The sequence below is a fragment of the Vibrio sp. 10N.247.310.98 genome (genome assembly GCF_041467395.1).
In the GTDB taxonomy this organism is placed as follows: domain Bacteria; phylum Pseudomonadota; class Gammaproteobacteria; order Enterobacterales; family Vibrionaceae; genus Vibrio; species Vibrio crassostreae_C.
The window spans coordinates 11,565-27,527 of record NZ_JBFSUL010000065.1; the positions used below are offsets into that span (position 1 = coordinate 11,565).

A 15,963-nucleotide genomic window follows, 5' to 3' on the forward strand; every position below is an offset into this window, starting at 1 on the left:
GGCATAAGCGCAAGGCTTCACTTATACGAGATACAAAAACAGGCTATGGGTAACCGTTTGAATAATATCAAGGTTAAGCTTGGATCTTGATTGAATAAAAGGGAAAGAGAATGAGCTAGGGCTGTGGTGCTGGTTCAGAAAAAGCGTCGTAGAGGTTTTCAGCCCCTAATAAACGACAGTACTGAAAAGTGAGCGGTGATTGCTGGTTAGCGTACAGTTGTAGGGAGTTTATACAGTCGACCAGATCGGACTGTTGTTGCTTTTCAAGCTGTAACTCAAACTTTAGCGCTTCACGGTATAGAGAGTCGACAACGTGTGCTTTGAGATGTTTACGTAGCTCTCGATAGCTATGAAGCAGGGTTTCAGAGCGGCTTAAACACTGTTGAACTTTATGCCACTCTTCTTCAGCAAAAGACAATTGCTGCTCATCAAGCCATTTGAGAAGCAGCAGTAGATTGACGTTGCCGTGGAACTGGTTTTGCAAAGCTAAGCACGCATCCTTTACACCGCGCACACTGTAATACTGAAGGCTAAATTGCCATAGTCGTTCCAGTGTTAGTGATATTGGGGCGTGCTCTGGACTCATAAGCTATCCATATCCTGTTCCATCTGCTCAAGCTCTTCTTGAGTGGACATCCAATCCATTTCAACTTCTTCTAGCTGTGACTTACTGCTCGCTTGGAGAGCGAGTACTTTATTCAGTTTAGCCTTATTTTCAGCTTCATACAGTGAAGTGTCGGATAATTCTTGTTCGGCTTCTTCAAGAGCCTGCGTTAACTTATCCATCTGCTTTTCAAATTGAGTGAGCTTTTTACGAAGTGGTGCCGTCAGTTTACGGAACTCGGCTTCTTTTCGTTTCTGCTCTTTTTTCGCTGCTGCACTGTTGGCGCCGTCTTTTGCTGGTGCCAATGCTTGTGCTTCTTTGCGCTCAACTTTCTGCTGTTCGGTTAGCCACTTGTAGTAATCGCTTAAGTCACCATCAAACGGTGCTACTTGGCGGTCGTGTACAAGGTATAAATCATCGGTAGTCGCACGCAGTAGGTAACGGTCGTGCGATACGATAACCATTGCGCCTTCAAATGTCTGCAGGGCAAAAGTCAGCGCTTGACGCATGTCGAGATCCAAGTGGTTGGTTGGTTCATCGAGTAGCAACAGGTTTGGTTTTTGCCATACCAGTAGCGCTAATACTAAACGCGCTTTTTCACCACCTGAGAAGGGTGCTACTTTATCAAGTGCTTTTTCACCTTGGAAACCGAAGCTACCTAGGTAATCACGCAATTGTTGCTCGGTGTGTTTAGGGGCAATCTGCATCATGTGCTGCAGCGGTGTTTCTTCTGGGTGCAACGTTTCTAACTGGTGCTGTGCAAAGTAACCAATCTTAACGCCTTGCGAATAACTCAGTTCACCGCCTTGCTGTTTCAGTTCGCCAGAAAGCAGTTTAATCAGTGTTGATTTACCAGCGCCATTTCGGCCAAGCAAACCAATACGACTGCCCGGTACTAGGTTCAAGCGAATCTTTTCTAGAATCAGATTGTCATCATAGCCCGCTGATACTTCATCCATCATCATGATTGGGTTTGGTAGTGCGTCTGGTTCTCTAAATTCAAAGCTGAATGGGTTATCAAACTGAGCAGGCAGCACTTGTTCCATTTTCTCTAGCGCTTTAATACGGCTTTGCGCTTGGCGAGCCTTTGAAGCTTTGTAACGGAAACGGTCAATGTAGCTCTGCATGTGAGACATCTGTTTCTGCTGCTTTTGGTACATCGCTTGTTGCAGAATCAGTTTTTGCGCTCGTTGGGTTTCGAACGATGAGTAGTTACCCGTGTACTCATTGAGCTGTTGGTTTTCAACGTGCACGATGCGGTTGACGATAGGGTCTAAGAAGTCTCTATCGTGCGAGATAAGCACTAGCGTGCCAGGGTAGCTTTGTAACCAACGCTCTAGCCACATTACTGCGTCTAAATCCAAGTGGTTGGTAGGCTCATCGAGTAGCAGTAGGTCACTGCGACACAGTAGGGCTTGCGCTAGGTTCAAACGCATACGCCAACCACCTGAGAATTGAGTCAGGTTCCATGTCATTTGTTCTTGGCTAAAGCCTAGGCCATCCAGTAACTCGGCAGCACGTGCCTTTATGCTGTAACCACCAATGGTTTCAATCTTGCCGTGGATCTCTGCTACCAATGTGCCATTGTCGGCTTGTTCAGCTTTCTCTAGTTGATCTTCAAGGCCGCGGTATTCACGGTCGCCATCAATCACGTATTCAATTGCTGTTCTTTCTAATGCAGGTGTTTCTTGAGCAACCCAAGCCATTTCCCAATGGGCTGGTTTACTGAATGAACCCGCATCAATAGACAGTTCGTCCTTAATTAAGGCGAATAGCGTAGATTTACCACAGCCGTTTTTACCAACCAAACCGATCTTGTCGCCAGGGTGAAAAGTCGCAGATGCTTGGTCGAGGAGTGGCTTACCGCCGCGTAGCAATTGAATATCAGAGAAAGTAATCATAATTGAAATAGCATAGAAATTAGAGGTGAACAGACGCCTGCATAGTAGGCTGAAACCAGATAAAAGTCGATCACAATGCAATTTGCGTTATGATGCCAATAACATATTAATAACTTTTGCTTAAATTCTTGTGGCCTTGCCACCGTTTAGCCCTCAAAGGAATGTTTCAAAGGAATGAGTAATACTCCCTCGACAGACAAAGTCATGCCAAAGGTGTTGATCATCTACGCGCACCCAGAGCCGCAAACCTCTATTGCTAACCAGATGATGGTTAAGAAGGTAGAGTCGCTCGGTCATGTCAAAGTTCATGATCTCTACGCCATCTACCCAGACTTCTTTATCGATGTGCCTTATGAGCATGAATTGCTCCTTCAATACGATGTGATCGTGTTTCAGCATCCTCTGTTTATGTATTCCTGCCCTTCATTGTTAAAAGAGTGGTTTGATCGCGTGTTAGGCAAGGGTTTTGCGTTTGGTGAGCAGAGCGCACTTAAAGGCAAACACTGGCGCAGTGTGATTACTACCGGTGGTAAAGAAGAGGCGTTTGGTGCCGCAGGCTATAATAAATATCCATTACAAGAGATCTTGCAACCATTCGAGCTTACCGCTGCTTTGTGTCAGATGAATTGGATATCCCCTTTGGTTTTACACTGGGCACGAAATGTCTCCGATATGACGCGTTACCAACACGCCGAAGCGTATCGAAATTGGTTGCGAGACCCGCTACAAGATATAGGAGCAGATGATGGCTCTGACTAATGATTTTCTACAAAGTAGCGTTATATTTTTAGCGGCTGCTGTGGTTGCGGTTCCTATCGCACAGCGCGCCGGTTTGGGTTCAGTACTTGGTTACTTATTAGCGGGTGTCGCTATTGGCCCATGGGGGCTTGGCTTAATCAGTGATGTCGAAGCGATTCTACACTTCTCCGAATTCGGGGTGGTACTGCTGCTCTTCTTGATTGGTCTCGAACTTAATCCGAAAAAACTGTGGCAGATGCGAGCCCCCATTCTCGGGTTGGGCGGCGCGCAAGTGCTGATCACCACTCTAATTATTACCGCCATCGCCTGTCTATTTGGATTAACTTGGCAAACCAGTCTCGTGATAGGTATGGGTTTGGCGCTGTCTTCGACTGCGATTGCCTTGCGTGTTATTGAAGAGCGAGAGCTCGACGGCAAAGAAGCAGGGCAGTCGGGCTTTGCAGTACTGCTTTTCCAAGATATCGCTGTTATTCCAATGCTAGCAATGTTGCCTCTACTTGCGGGTAATACCGGCGGTAGCTGGGCTGACATGCTGTGGATGCTGGGTGGCGTGATTGGCCTACTGGTCGGTGGCCACTTCTTGTTGAGACCACTTTTCCGATACGTAGTGATGAGTGGTGTGCGTGAGTTATTCACCGTTGCAGCGCTGTTACTTGTGATTGGTATTGCCGTGATCATGCAACAGATTGGCTTATCGATGGCATTAGGTACCTTCCTTGCGGGCGTGCTTCTGGCTGAAAGTGAATACCGACACGAGCTTGAGATCGCGATTGATCCATTCAAAGGTTTACTGCTTGGTCTGTTCTTTATCTCTGTGGGTATGGCGGTAAACCTAGGTCTACTGGCAGAAAGCCCATTCGCAATACTTATTGCAGTGTCGTCGCTAGTCGTATTGAAAGGTTTGGTGCTGTATGCGCTGGCTCGTATCTTCGGCACTCAAGCTAAAGCACGCAGCCGAATGGCGATGATCCTTAGCCAAGGTGGTGAGTTCGCTTTCGTTATTTTTACTGCGGCGAGTGCTCAAGGCATCTTAAGTGGCGAACAAGTGTCGTTCTTACTGGTGGTTGTGAGCCTTTCTATGGTGACCACGCCATTGATGCTTAAACTGCAAGACCGATTCTTTGCACGTCAGCTTAATCAAATCAGTGAAAGTGCGATGTCTTCGGATGTGGTTGATCGCAGCCCTCGAGTGATTATTGCGGGCTTTGGTCGTTTTGGTCAGATCATTGGTCGTCTGATGTATGCCAACAAGATTCGTATCACTGTCCTTGAAAGTGATGCCAGCCAAATACACATCCTTAGAAAGTTCGGCTACAAGGTGTTTTACGGAGACTCGACTCACCTAGAGCTATTACGCGCAGCCGGTGCTGATAAAGCAGAGGCGATTGTGTTGTGTACTGACTCCCCAGATGAAATCATGAAAACCGTCGATTTATGTAAGCAGCACTTCCCACGCTTAAAGATCTTGGCGCGTGCACGAAGCCGTGTTGAAGCGTATCAACTACTTAACCACGGTGTGAGTAACTATTCGCGTGAAACCTTCCTTGGAGCATTGGATTTAGGTCGTCAAACATTGACTGAACTTGGCATGCATCCATATAAAGCGAAGCGAGCAGAAGCACACTTTAGAAAGTTGGATAATGGTATGCTGAAAGAGTTGCTGCCTCAGCATAACGAAGATGCCGAGTTAGCCCAAAGAGCGAAAGAGGCTCGTAAAGAACTTGAAGAGATCTTTGGACACGAGATGGAAAACGATCACCAATCTCGAAACTATTGGCAGTAGCTTGAAGTGATAACTCATGCTTGAGCTTAGAAATAGAGCTTGGGCATAGAAATAACAGACTATAGAACTAACCTAATAATAAACGCGGTCTCTGCTTAACTTATCAATAAAGTGAGTGGGAAGAACCGCGAATCCAGAGCAGTAAAGGATATGAACGTGAAACAGAAAAAACGCTTTATCGCAGGGGCAAGCTGCCCAAGTTGCAACACTCAAGACACACTCCGTTGGTGGATTGAAAATAATATCGAGCTGGTGGAATGTGTCGATTGTGACTTCACAGAACAGCGTAAACCGAAAACTGTAGAGAAATCTGAACACGCGAATCAAGAAATGATCGGTATTTTTAAGCCAGAATGATTGAGTTTCGTTAATTGATCCCCATAATATCCCGGTACAGAATTTTTCCTAAGCTCAACTGTTCGAGCTTAGTCCAAACCTCCTTGGAGCTCTCATGAAAATTGAAAAGAACGTAGTAGTTAGTGTTGCATATCAAGTGAAACTTGAAGATGGCGTAGTAGTTGACCAATCAACTGCAGAAGCTCCACTAGATTACCTTCACGGTCACAACAACCTAATTACAGGTCTTGAAAAAGAGCTTGAAGGCAAAGTAGCTGGCGACAAGTTCTCTGCAACTGTTACTCCAGAAGACGCATACGGCGAACACAACGACGCACTAGTTCAACGTGTTCCTGCTGACGTATTCCAAGGTGTTGAGCAAATCGAAGTTGGCATGCGTTTCCTAGCGGATACTGACCAAGGTCCAATCCCAGTTGAAGTTACTGAAGTAGATGGCGACGAAGTTGTTGTTGATGGTAACCACATGCTAGCTGGCCAAACTCTAACGTTTGACGTTGAAGTTGTAGCGGTTCGTGAAGCGACTGAAGAAGAAGTTCAACACGGTCACGTACACCAAGAAGGCGGCTGTGGCGGTCACGACCACGATCATGACCACGAAGGCGGTTGCTGTGGTGGCGAAGGCCATGACCACGGTGAAGAGAAAAAAGACGGCTGCTGCGGCGGCGGTAGCTGTGGTTCTCACTAATACCGAATTAACGGTTTAGTTTAAGAATCTTGAAAGCCTCCCTTGTGGAGGCTTTTTGCGTTTAGGAGTCTCGCTTTTTGACCTCGCTTTTCTCTACCAAACTAAGTGTCCGCAAATCTAAGCATTCGTAAAAGTTTGGTTTTCGTTATCAGACATCGAACCATGGATGTGGTATTGATAGCACAACATTATAAGACGACGTCAGTGGAGAGTTTGTATGTCACAGCCTTTTTCAATTGCCATTCATGGTGGTGCAGGAACCATCTTGCGCGAGCAAATGAGCTATGAATTAAAAGCGGGTATTACCGAGGCTTTGGAAAAATCGGTTTTGGCTGGTTATCAAATATTGCAATCGGGTGGTGATGCTCTGGATGCGGTAGTGGCATCGGTTAAGGTGATGGAAGACAGCCCGCACTTTAATGCCGGTAGGGGCTCTGTTTTAACGCATGATGAATTTGTTGAGATGGACGCTTCTGTGATGCATGGCCGCGAAATGGATGCAGGTGCTATTGCAGGCGTTCGCCATATCAAAAACCCAATTGAGCTTGCACGTGATGTGATGCGGAAAAGCGACCATGTGTTGCTGATTGGTGAAGGTGCCGAGAAGTTTGCGTTTGAGCATGACTACACCTTTACCGAGCAAGACTACTTCTTTACTGAGCGCCGCTATGACCAACTTCAGTCGATGAAAGAGAAAGGCATCTTTGCTCTGTCTGAAGCGAAATATGATCAGCAGCAAGCTGAGAAATACCCTGACGATAAAAAGTACGGCACGGTTGGTGCGGTCGCATTAGACCAAGCGGGTAACTTAGCGGCAGCAACCAGTACCGGTGGCGTGACCAATAAGAAATACGGTCGTGTGGGTGACTCTCCGATCATTGGTGCAGGAACCATCGCTGAAAATGGCAATGTTGCCGTCTCAACAACCGGGATGGGTGAGTTCTTCCTACGTAAAATGGTCGCCAGTGATGTCGCAGCACGAATGCGTTATCTGAAAGAAGATGTGCACACCGCTTGTGAAACGATCATTCAAGGTGAATTGAAAACCATGGGTGGAGAAGGTGGCTTGATCGCTATCGATGGCCAAGGCGATATACATTTTGGTATGAACAGCTCAGGAATGTATCGTGCAAGCGTTGATACTCAAGGTCGTGTTGAAGTGAAGATTTATGCCGACGACTAAGTTGGTATCGGCTTAATTGGCTTTAGCTTATTCACTGAGATGAAATAAACAAAAGGGCGACAGATAAGTATCTGTCGCCCTCTTAGTTTTCTATGTCCCGTCCTGAAATGTGTTTACACATTGAGGACGAGAAACTAACGATATGCGTCGTTAGATTTAATTGGTTATTTTGAACCGCACTTAATAGTGTGGAGGTGGCGTCTCTTCTGATGCGTCAGCTAGATTAGAGCCATCCATATTTTTTACTTTGCCAACCACGAACTTCATCTGATCTTGCATTCTCGTGATTAACATTTGTTGTTGGCTAAGCGCTTCATTGAGTTCTTCAATGGTCTGTTCTTGGAAAGCTAGCTGACACTCTAGGTCATTTACGCGGCTTTCTAGTTGTTCAACTCGCTTTTCTGTCATCGTTCTTAATCCACATTCCAAGCTTGGGCAATGCCCGCAGAGGTGCCCGATATCACACGGTTCTTATCATCAAAGGCTGCATCATACACTACCGCACGGGGAGGGCGAGCATCTTTTAATGGCTCAGCATCGTGGCGAGAAATTCGCTTGCCATCCTGAGTATTCCACACACTCACTTGGCTGGATGGTGTGCCCGTCACCAACATACTGCCGTCATCAGAAAAACGCGCACTCGAGAAAATCAACTGTCGAGACCAGCTTTGCAATTGCGCTTGAGGTTCGCCCGTTTCAAGATCCCAAATCATCGCTTGATTGCCGCCATCAGAGGTAAAAGCCAGTTCACCATCGCGTTGTAGCGCGACTCGTACTACTCTTTGTTCATGCTCAAAGGTGCGCAACACCAAGCCCGACTCGGTATCCCAAAGGTAAGCTTTGTAGTCGTTGCCGCCTGATAATGCGTAGCGGCCATTAGAAGAGAGGGAGACTGAATTCACTTTTTCTCGGTGAGCAAGGAACTCAAGACGGCGTCCGGTGACTAAGTCCACATAGATCGCTTTGCCATTAGACAGGCCAAGCAATACTTTTTCACCATTGCTAGAGATATCGACATCGCGAATTAAGCCATCGGAGATAGACCAAAGCCCTTGTGCTTGAGTCCAAGATAAGTCCCAAACGGCGAAGTTCATCTGGCTTGCGGTAATGGCAAAGCGGCCATTGTCCGAGATACGGATACGCGATACTTGGTTTTCTAATTGATCTTGTGGGCCGAGTTGAGCTAACTCTTTGTTTTCGGCAAGGTCCCAAAGCAATAGTTGTTTTTTCTGAGAGTAGAGCAGGGCGAAGCGTCCATCTCTGCTAAGGGCAAAGCTGGTGGCACCATTGGGTTCAATTTCCCAACGTTGCTCATCATCTTGGAAGAAAAAACATCCATTTAACAAGGCGATGACAATTGTACATAGCAATGAGTGGAAAAATATTCGCATCACATCTAATAATCCGGTTTGTGTCGAAAGACATATGACTAGTATATTGTTATAACTAACGTATTCACACCAATCTAATCATTAGATTTGTGCACAATAACCAATGGCTTGGCCATTAATTGGAGAATTCAATGAAATCAGTTTTAAAAGTATCACTGCTTGCCGCAACGGTTATGCTAGCAGTTGGTTGTCAGAAAGAAGAACCAAAGGCAGAAGCTCCACAGGTTGAAGAAGTTAAAGTTGAAGCAGTAAACTTTAAAACAGAAGACGACAAAGCGGCATACGCAATCGGCGTATCTTTCGCTAACTACCTAAGCACAAGCATTGATAAGCCAATCGAGCTAGGTATTAACCTAGACAAAGATATGGTTCTTCAAGGTATCGAAGACGTATTCGCAGAGAAAACTGCACTGAACGAAGAAGAAACTCGCGCAGCTCTTGAAGCTCTAGACAAGCGTGTTGCTGAAACTATGCAAGCACAAGCGGCAGAGAAATCAGCTGAAACTAAGAAAGCAGGTGATGACTTCCGCGCTGAGTTCGCAAAGACTGAAGGCGTAGAGCAAACTGAATCTGGCCTACTTTACCAAGTAATGACAGCTGGCGAAGGCGCTTCTCCAAAAGACACTGATACTGTTCAAGTTCACTACAAAGGTACGCTAACAGACGGTACTCAGTTCGACAGCTCTTACGACCGTGGTGAACCAGCAACATTCCCACTTAACCGCGTAATCCCAGGCTGGACTGAAGGCGTACAACTGATGCAAGTTGGTTCTAAGTACAAGTTCGTTATCCCGCCAGAGCTAGCATACGGTGAGCAAGACACACCGACTATCCCTGCTAACTCAACGCTAGTATTCGAAGTAGAACTACTAAACATCGATAACGCTGAAGCAGCTCCTGCACAGTAATATCGGTTAAAAGCCTCGTACTAAAATACGTTGATTGAATAAAAAGCCTAACTTTGAGTTAGGCTTTTTTTATGATTTGAAGATGAGTATTTGATTTTTAAACTTGTTCTAAATCACTAGTTGCAATGTTAGCTAGGTGTGCAATTAAAATTTTCTGATAAACTTACATAAATTTGTTGATTTTTCACACGAAGGTAAGGAATAAGTGACTACTACAGAAACAGTCAATGCAGATGTGTTACTTGAAATGGAATCAGTCCACGTTATGCCATTCAGTGAACACGATAAAATCATTCTAAGATCTTATGAGGCCGTTGTTGACGGTATTGCGAGCCTTATTGGTCCGTTTTGTGAAATCGTTTTGCACTCTTTAGAAGACCTCAATACTTCTGCGATTAAAATTGCCAACGGCGAAAATACAGGTCGTCAGGTTGGCTCGCCGATCACCGATCTTGCATTGAAGATGCTAAAAGATATTGAAGGTTCTAAGCGTAACTTCTCACGTTCATACTTCACTCGCGCTAAAGGCGGAGTGTTGATGAAGTCGATCACGGTTGCTATCCGCAACGGTGAAGACCGAGTGATTGGCCTACTGTGTATTAACGTGAATCTAGACGCGCCATTCTCACAAGTGCTGCAATCGTTCATGCCTACACAAGACGCAGACGAAGCCGCATCATCGGTTAACTTCGCTAGTGACGTTGAAGAACTTGTCGACCAAACGGTTGAACGCACCATTGAAGAAATTAACGCTGACAAATCGGTATCGAACAATACTAAGAACCGTCAGATCGTGATGGAGCTGTACGACAAAGGTATTTTCGATATTAAAGACGCGATCAACCGCGTTGCTGAGCGACTGAACATCTCTAAGCACACCGTGTACCTATACATCCGCCAACGTAAAACAGAGGATGAAGAGGGTTGCTAAGCTATACACTCCTAGTGAATGGGCCAGTTTATGGCTCACAGTCAGCAAGAAGTGCCTACCAGTTTGCCGTGGCTCTGATTAAACAGGGCCACAAACTTCACAGTGTGTTCTTCTATCAAGATGGCGTCAGTAACGGCTCAGACCTTACCGTACCGGCTAACGATGAATTTGATTTAGCTTCTGCTTGGCAAAAGCTGGCTGATGAACACGATGTTAGCCTTGAAACCTGTGTGGCAGCTGCGCTAAGACGCGGAGTGATTAGCTCTGAAGAAGCAGAGCAACATCAACTAAGTGCCTCTAACCTAGCCACTGGATTTACTCAAGCCGGATTAGGAAGCTTATCGGAAGCGCTACTAACGCAAGATAGGGTTGTGCAGTTTTGAGAAAGTTAGCCTTTATATTTAACAGTTTCCCTCATACGACCGCTGCGGGTAGAGAAGGGTTAGACGCCCTGCTTGCTGCGTCCGCATATATTGAAGACATTGCCGTGTTCTTTGTTGGCGATGGCGTGACACAGCTTCTCAAAGCGCAGCAGCCCGACGAAACACTATCGCGTGACTACATCTCTGCATTCAAACTTATGGACCTGTACGACATCGAACAGGTGTATGTGTGTCAGCGTAGTCTGAGTCAGTTTGGTCTTTCAGCAGACAACCTGCTGATCGATGTGACCACCGTTGAAGCCGACGAGTTAACGCAGAAGTTAGCTCAGTGCCAACAGATACTGACTTTCTAGGGGACGCTATGCTTCATATTGTAAAATCAGTCGACAAACTTAAACTCGCATTGACCTATTCTCAGCCACAAGATCAGTATCTTTTGGTGGAAGATGCGGTGTATGTTTGCCTTCCCAATCATGAGTTATTCACTCAAATCTGCGCAGTAGAGCAGGTGTCGGTGTTAAAACCAGATCTCGATAGCCGAGGTTTACAACTACTTGTCTCAAGTACCATTGATCAAGTTGACTTCGATGGCTTCGTTAAACTGACGGTTTTGAACGACAAATCAGTCACTTGGTAGCTGTGTTTTATCAGTTTGGTTAAAAGCAGACCATCCTGAGCTCTAGACGGCTAAAAAAGATCTGTATATTTCTTGACACACCTCCCACTGCTGAATAGAATTTTGCGTCCCTAATTACGACTTGTGATTAGGGATAGATTTTTCACAAAGCTTACTTTCAAGTAAATTTCAGGAGCTAGTTAATGGCAACTATTAACCAGTTGGTTCGCAAACCTCGTGTAAAGCAAGTTGTTAAAAGCAACGTGCCTGCACTAGAAGCGTGCCCACAAAAACGTGGTGTATGTACTCGTGTTTACACTACTACACCTAAAAAACCTAACTCGGCACTACGTAAAGTATGTCGTGTACGTCTAACTAACGGTTTCGAAGTAACTTCGTACATCGGCGGTGAAGGCCACAACCTACAAGAGCACAGTGTTGTACTAATCCGTGGCGGTCGTGTAAAAGACCTTCCGGGTGTTCGTTACCACACTGTTCGCGGCGCACTTGACTGTGCTGGCGTTAACGACCGTAAACAAGGTCGTTCTAAGTACGGTGTGAAACGTCCTAAGTCTTAATTGATTCTCTTTTTTAAAAAGAAATCGTTAAGTAAGGCCAAACACTATTTTATTTATTATTCTGAAAAGTTTTGGAAAAAACCTGAAGAAGACAACGGAGAATATCCATGCCACGTCGTCGCGTAATAGGTCAGCGTAAGATCCTTCCAGATCCTAAGTTCAAATCTGAATTGCTGGCAAAATTCGTTAACATCCTTATGGTTGACGGAAAGAAATCTACTGCAGAAAAAATCGTTTACACTGCACTAGATTCAATGGCTGAGAAGTCTGGTAAAGACCACTTAGCTGTATTTGAAGAAGCTCTTGAAAATGTTCGCCCAGCGGTAGAAGTTAAATCTCGCCGTGTAGGTGGTTCAACTTACCAAGTACCTGTAGAAGTTCGTCCGGTTCGCCGTAACGCTCTTGCTATGCGTTGGGTAGTTGAAGCTGCGCGTAAGCGTGGTGAAAAATCTATGGCTCAACGCCTAGCTGCTGAAATGCTAGACGCGTCTGAGAACAAAGGTACTGCGGTTAAGAAACGTGAAGACGTTCACCGCATGGCTGACGCAAACAAAGCGTTCGCACATTACCGTTGGTAATACCTTTTTAGTGCTGCAAGGTTCCTTGCAGCACTTCTTTAGTTCCTATGCTTATGCTAGGAACTATTGCTATTTCTAGGGCAAGCAATTTTTAGCGAAGCATCGCTTTTAACGCCTAATCTAGACATAGCAATAGTCCCTAAGTCTCTAATAAGAGGATTCAACCGTGGCTCGTAAAACTCCTATAGAGCAATACCGTAATATCGGTATCGTTGCTCACGTAGATGCAGGTAAAACAACCACAAGTGAACGTATTCTGTTCTATACCGGTCTTTCTCACAAAATCGGCGAAGTTCACGATGGTGCAGCAACCATGGACTGGATGGAGCAAGAGCAAGAGCGCGGTATTACGATCACTTCAGCAGCAACCACTACGTTTTGGCGTGGTATGGAAGCTCAGTTCTCGGACCACCGTATTAACATCATCGACACTCCTGGGCACGTTGACTTCACAATCGAAGTAGAACGTTCTCTGCGTGTGCTTGATGGTGCAGTTGTTGTGTTCTGTGGCTCATCTGGTGTTGAACCTCAGTCAGAGACAGTATGGCGTCAAGCTGATAAGTACCAAGTTCCACGTATGGTTTTCGTTAATAAAATGGACCGTACCGGCGCTGACTTCTTGCGCGTAGTTGAACAGATCAAGGACCGCTTAGGCGCAACTCCTGTTCCAATTCAACTGAACATTGGTGCTGAAGAAAACTTCCAAGGCGTTGTCGATCTTATCAAGATGAAGGCAATTAACTGGAACGAAGCTGACCAAGGCATGACTTTCACGTACGAAGATATTCCTGCAGACATGCAAGAAATGGCTGAAGAATATCGTACAGAACTTGTTGAAGCTGCTGCAGAAGCAAATGAAGAGCTGATGGATAAGTACCTTGAAGAAGGTGAACTAACAGAAGCTGAAATCAAACAAGGTCTTCGTACTCGTACCCTTAATAATGAAATCGTACTTGCTACTTGTGGTAGTGCATTCAAAAACAAAGGTGTACAAGCTGTTCTAGATGCAGTTGTTGATTTCCTTCCTTCTCCAGTCGATGTACCTGCAATTAAAGGTATCGATGAAGATGAGAACGAAGCAGAGCGTCACGCAGACGACAAAGAACCGTTCTCAGCGCTAGCATTTAAGATTGCAACAGACCCATTCGTTGGTACTTTAACTTTCATCCGTGTTTACTCTGGTGTTGTTGAAAGCGGTAAAACAGCTTATAACTCTGTGAAGAAACAACGTGAACGCTTAGGTCGCATTGTTCAAATGCACTCAAACAAGCGAGAAGAAGTAAAAGAAGTACGAGCAGGTGACATCGCAGCCATCATTGGCCTGAAAGATGTGACTACTGGTGAAACCCTTTGTGACCAGAACCATAAGATTGTTCTTGAGCGCATGGAGTTCCCAGACCCAGTTATTCAGATCGTTGTAGAGCCAAGCTCTCAAGCTGATCAAGATAAAATGACTATCGCTCTAGGTAAACTAGCAGCGGAAGACCCATCGTTCCGCGTTGATATGGATGCGGAAACTGGCCAGACTCTGATTTCTGGTATGGGTGAACTACACTTAGATATCATCGTTGACCGTATGAAGCGCGAATTTAGCGTGAACTGCAACGTTGGTAACCCGCAAGTGGCTTACCGTGAGACTATTCGTGGTACAGCGAAAGCGGAAGGTAAATTTATCCGTGAACATGGTGGTAAAGGTCAGTACGGTCACGTATGGCTGAAACTAGAACCATCAGAAGCTGGCGAAGGCTTTGTCTTTGTGGATGAAATTGCCAATGGTATCGTACCGAAAGAGTTTATCGCTTCAGTTGCTAAAGGCGTTGAAGAGCAGATGAACAATGGTGTGCTTGCTGGCTATCCAGTTTTGGATATCAAAGCTACACTATATGATGGTTCTTACCATGAAACAGATTCAAGTGAGATGGCGTTTACAATCGCTGCCTCTATGGCTTTCAGAACGGGTGCACTTGAAGCGCAACCGGTTCTGCTTGAGCCTATGATGAAAGTTGAAGTAACTACTCCAGAAGACTGGATGGGTGACGTTGTTGGCGATATTAACCGTCGTCGCGGCATCATCGAAGGTATGGACGAGGGGACAGCTGGCCTGAAGATAATTCGTGCACAAGTTCCGTTGTCTGTCATGTTCGGTTACGCAACTGATTTACGTTCTGCGACACAAGGTCGTGCTTCTTACTCTATGGAGTTTAGTGAGTACGCTGAAGTGCCTAACAATGTTGCAAAAGCAATCATTGCAGAGCGTGGTTAAACAAAAGGAAGGCATTTTTTTTCATTTTTTGAAAGAACAATGCGTACAAATATTGCGCTAACGAGAGTTGGCGCATAAAATAGCAATTTCTGGCGCGTCTCGCTCAATAATGAACGTGGCGAATCATAACTAGGAAGGAACACGATTGTGTCTAAAGAAAAATTTGAACGTACGAAACCGCACGTAAACGTTGGTACTATCGGCCACGTTGACCACGGTAAAACAACTCTAACTGCTGCTATCTGTACTACACTTGCAAAAGTGTACGGCGGTGTTGCTAAAGATTTCGCATCTATCGATAACGCTCCAGAAGAGCGTGAGCGCGGTATCACAATCGCAACTTCTCACGTTGAGTACGACACTCCAGCACGTCACTACGCACACGTAGACTGTCCAGGACACGCGGATTATGTTAAAAACATGATCACTGGTGCAGCACAAATGGACGGCGGTATCCTAGTTGTTGCTGCGACTGACGGCCCTATGCCTCAAACTCGTGAGCACATCCTACTTGGTCGTCAAGTTGGTATCCCTTACATCATCGTATTCATGAACAAATGTGACATGGTAGATGACGAAGAGCTACTTGAGCTAGTTGAGATGGAAGTTCGTGAACTTCTTTCTGAATACGACTTCCCAGGTGATGACCTACCAGTTATCCAAGGTTCTGCACTTGGCGCACTAAACGGCGAGAAGCAGTGGGAAGACAAGATCGTTGAGCTTGCAGAAGCACTAGATTCTTACATTCCTGAGCCAGAGCGTGCAGTTGACCAACCGTTCCTACTACCAATTGAAGATGTATTCTCAATTCAAGGTCGTGGTACTGTTGTAACTGGTCGTATCGAGCGCGGTATCCTACGTGTAGGTGACGAAGTAGAAATCGTTGGTATCAAAGAGACTACTCTTACTACTTGTACTGGTGTTGAAATGTTCCGTAAACTGCTTGACGAAGGTCGTGCAGGTGAGAACGTTGGTGCACTTCTACGTGGTACTAAGCGTGATGACGTTGAACGTGGTCAAGTACTTTCTGCGAAAGGTTCTAT

18 protein-coding genes are annotated in these 15,963 nt (G+C 45.6%); 14 read left to right on the plus strand and 4 right to left on the minus strand.

Annotated elements, in window-relative coordinates:
- Positions 1–115 precede the first annotated feature (115 nt).
- Positions 116–586 (minus strand): TIGR02444 family protein, encoded by a 471-nt coding sequence (locus tag AB6E78_RS19595; RefSeq protein WP_017061113.1) that lies wholly within the window; start codon positions 584–586, stop codon positions 116–118.
- The gene (locus AB6E78_RS19600) at positions 583–2,505 is read right to left on the minus strand and encodes an ABC transporter ATP-binding protein (protein WP_017061112.1); all 1,923 of its coding nucleotides are present in this window, start codon (positions 2,503–2,505) and stop codon (positions 583–585) included. The genes AB6E78_RS19595 and AB6E78_RS19600 overlap by 4 nt, the downstream gene beginning before the upstream one ends.
- A 174-nt stretch (positions 2,506–2,679) precedes the next feature.
- On the opposite strand from AB6E78_RS19600, the gene kefG reads away from it, so the two are divergent.
- The 5 genes from kefG to AB6E78_RS19625 all read left to right on the plus strand — a co-directional run bounded on the left by kefG (position 2,680) and on the right by AB6E78_RS19625 (position 7,272).
- Positions 2,680–3,264 carry a glutathione-regulated potassium-efflux system ancillary protein KefG gene (gene kefG, locus AB6E78_RS19605; protein WP_372132742.1) on the plus strand — a complete coding sequence of 195 codons (585 nt, stop codon included), beginning with the start codon at positions 2,680–2,682 and terminating at the stop codon, positions 3,262–3,264.
- Complete coding sequence (gene kefB / locus AB6E78_RS19610) at positions 3,251–5,047, plus strand: glutathione-regulated potassium-efflux system protein KefB (protein WP_372132739.1); 1,797 nt, start codon at positions 3,251–3,253, stop codon at positions 5,045–5,047. The genes kefG and kefB overlap by 14 nt, the downstream gene beginning before the upstream one ends.
- Positions 5,048–5,203: 156 nt before the next feature.
- Positions 5,204–5,404 carry a YheV family putative zinc ribbon protein gene (locus AB6E78_RS19615; protein WP_029235422.1) on the plus strand — a complete coding sequence of 67 codons (201 nt, stop codon included), beginning with the start codon at positions 5,204–5,206 and terminating at the stop codon, positions 5,402–5,404.
- 94 nt (positions 5,405–5,498) lie between these two features.
- Complete coding sequence (gene slyD / locus AB6E78_RS19620) at positions 5,499–6,089, plus strand: peptidylprolyl isomerase (RefSeq protein WP_017061108.1); 591 nt, start codon at positions 5,499–5,501, stop codon at positions 6,087–6,089.
- Between the two features lie 217 nt (positions 6,090–6,306).
- Complete coding sequence (locus AB6E78_RS19625; RefSeq protein WP_017066209.1) at positions 6,307–7,272, plus strand: isoaspartyl peptidase/L-asparaginase family protein; 966 nt, start codon at positions 6,307–6,309, stop codon at positions 7,270–7,272.
- A 180-nt stretch (positions 7,273–7,452) separates the two neighbouring features.
- On the opposite strand, the gene AB6E78_RS19630 is transcribed toward AB6E78_RS19625, so the two are convergent.
- Complete coding sequence (locus AB6E78_RS19630) at positions 7,453–7,680, minus strand: SlyX family protein (protein WP_009848930.1); 228 nt, start codon at positions 7,678–7,680, stop codon at positions 7,453–7,455.
- A 5-nt stretch (positions 7,681–7,685) separates the two neighbouring features.
- A complete protein-coding gene (locus tag AB6E78_RS19635; protein ID WP_102320012.1) occupies positions 7,686–8,663 on the minus strand; it encodes a WD40 repeat domain-containing protein in 978 nt (325 codons plus the stop codon).
- Positions 8,664–8,794: 131 nt separating this feature from the next.
- Here AB6E78_RS19635 and fkpA point away from each other — a divergent pair, with 131 nt between their 5' ends.
- The 9 genes from fkpA to tuf form a co-directional block, all read left to right on the plus strand.
- Positions 8,795–9,571 (plus strand): FKBP-type peptidyl-prolyl cis-trans isomerase, encoded by a 777-nt coding sequence (gene fkpA, locus AB6E78_RS19640; protein WP_372132736.1) that lies wholly within the window; start codon positions 8,795–8,797, stop codon positions 9,569–9,571.
- A 205-nt stretch (positions 9,572–9,776) separates the two neighbouring features.
- The gene (locus AB6E78_RS19645) at positions 9,777–10,502 is read left to right on the plus strand and encodes a transcriptional regulator (RefSeq protein WP_004729851.1); all 726 of its coding nucleotides are present in this window, start codon (positions 9,777–9,779) and stop codon (positions 10,500–10,502) included.
- The gene (gene tusD / locus AB6E78_RS19650) at positions 10,496–10,885 is read left to right on the plus strand and encodes a sulfurtransferase complex subunit TusD (RefSeq protein WP_017063709.1); all 390 of its coding nucleotides are present in this window, start codon (positions 10,496–10,498) and stop codon (positions 10,883–10,885) included. The genes AB6E78_RS19645 and tusD overlap by 7 nt, the downstream gene beginning before the upstream one ends.
- Positions 10,882–11,238, plus strand: a complete 357-nt coding sequence (gene tusC / locus AB6E78_RS19655; protein ID WP_372113202.1) for a sulfurtransferase complex subunit TusC — start codon at positions 10,882–10,884, stop codon at positions 11,236–11,238. Before tusD ends, tusC begins: the two co-directional genes overlap by 4 nt.
- A gap of 8 nt (positions 11,239–11,246) precedes the next feature.
- The gene (tusB, locus tag AB6E78_RS19660) at positions 11,247–11,522 is read left to right on the plus strand and encodes a sulfurtransferase complex subunit TusB (protein WP_017063711.1); all 276 of its coding nucleotides are present in this window, start codon (positions 11,247–11,249) and stop codon (positions 11,520–11,522) included.
- A gap of 182 nt (positions 11,523–11,704) precedes the next feature.
- Positions 11,705–12,079: a 30S ribosomal protein S12 gene (gene rpsL / locus AB6E78_RS19665; RefSeq protein ID WP_004737194.1), complete on the plus strand. Its 375-nt coding sequence runs from the start codon at positions 11,705–11,707 to the stop codon at positions 12,077–12,079.
- 107 nt (positions 12,080–12,186) lie between these two features.
- Positions 12,187–12,657 carry a 30S ribosomal protein S7 gene (gene rpsG, locus AB6E78_RS19670; protein WP_010435163.1) on the plus strand — a complete coding sequence of 157 codons (471 nt, stop codon included), beginning with the start codon at positions 12,187–12,189 and terminating at the stop codon, positions 12,655–12,657.
- 166 nt (positions 12,658–12,823) lie between these two features.
- Positions 12,824–14,920, plus strand: a complete 2,097-nt coding sequence (gene fusA / locus AB6E78_RS19675; protein WP_017061101.1) for an elongation factor G — start codon at positions 12,824–12,826, stop codon at positions 14,918–14,920.
- Between the two features lie 147 nt (positions 14,921–15,067).
- The coding region (gene tuf / locus AB6E78_RS19680) for an elongation factor Tu (RefSeq protein ID WP_102467488.1) at positions 15,068–15,963 on the plus strand (896 nt) is incomplete at its 3' end.

Coding starts and splice junctions, on each gene's coding strand:
- tusB (WP_017063711.1), top strand. CDS start 11,247: ATGCTTCATATTGTAAAATCAGTCGACAAACTTAAACTCGCATTGACC.
- rpsL (WP_004737194.1), top strand. CDS start 11,705: ATGGCAACTATTAACCAGTTGGTTCGCAAACCTCGTGTAAAGCAAGTT.
- AB6E78_RS19600 (WP_017061112.1), bottom strand. CDS start 2,505: ATGATTACTTTCTCTGATATTCAATTGCTACGCGGCGGTAAGCCACTC.
- rpsG (WP_010435163.1), top strand. CDS start 12,187: ATGCCACGTCGTCGCGTAATAGGTCAGCGTAAGATCCTTCCAGATCCT.
- AB6E78_RS19630 (WP_009848930.1), bottom strand. CDS start 7,680: ATGACAGAAAAGCGAGTTGAACAACTAGAAAGCCGCGTAAATGACCTA.
- kefG (WP_372132742.1), top strand. CDS start 2,680: ATGAGTAATACTCCCTCGACAGACAAAGTCATGCCAAAGGTGTTGATC.
- AB6E78_RS19625 (WP_017066209.1), top strand. CDS start 6,307: ATGTCACAGCCTTTTTCAATTGCCATTCATGGTGGTGCAGGAACCATC.
- fkpA (WP_372132736.1), top strand. CDS start 8,795: ATGAAATCAGTTTTAAAAGTATCACTGCTTGCCGCAACGGTTATGCTA.
- AB6E78_RS19595 (WP_017061113.1), bottom strand. CDS start 586: ATGAGTCCAGAGCACGCCCCAATATCACTAACACTGGAACGACTATGG.
- slyD (WP_017061108.1), top strand. CDS start 5,499: ATGAAAATTGAAAAGAACGTAGTAGTTAGTGTTGCATATCAAGTGAAA.
- kefB (WP_372132739.1), top strand. CDS start 3,251: ATGGCTCTGACTAATGATTTTCTACAAAGTAGCGTTATATTTTTAGCG.
- AB6E78_RS19635 (WP_102320012.1), bottom strand. CDS start 8,663: ATGCGAATATTTTTCCACTCATTGCTATGTACAATTGTCATCGCCTTG.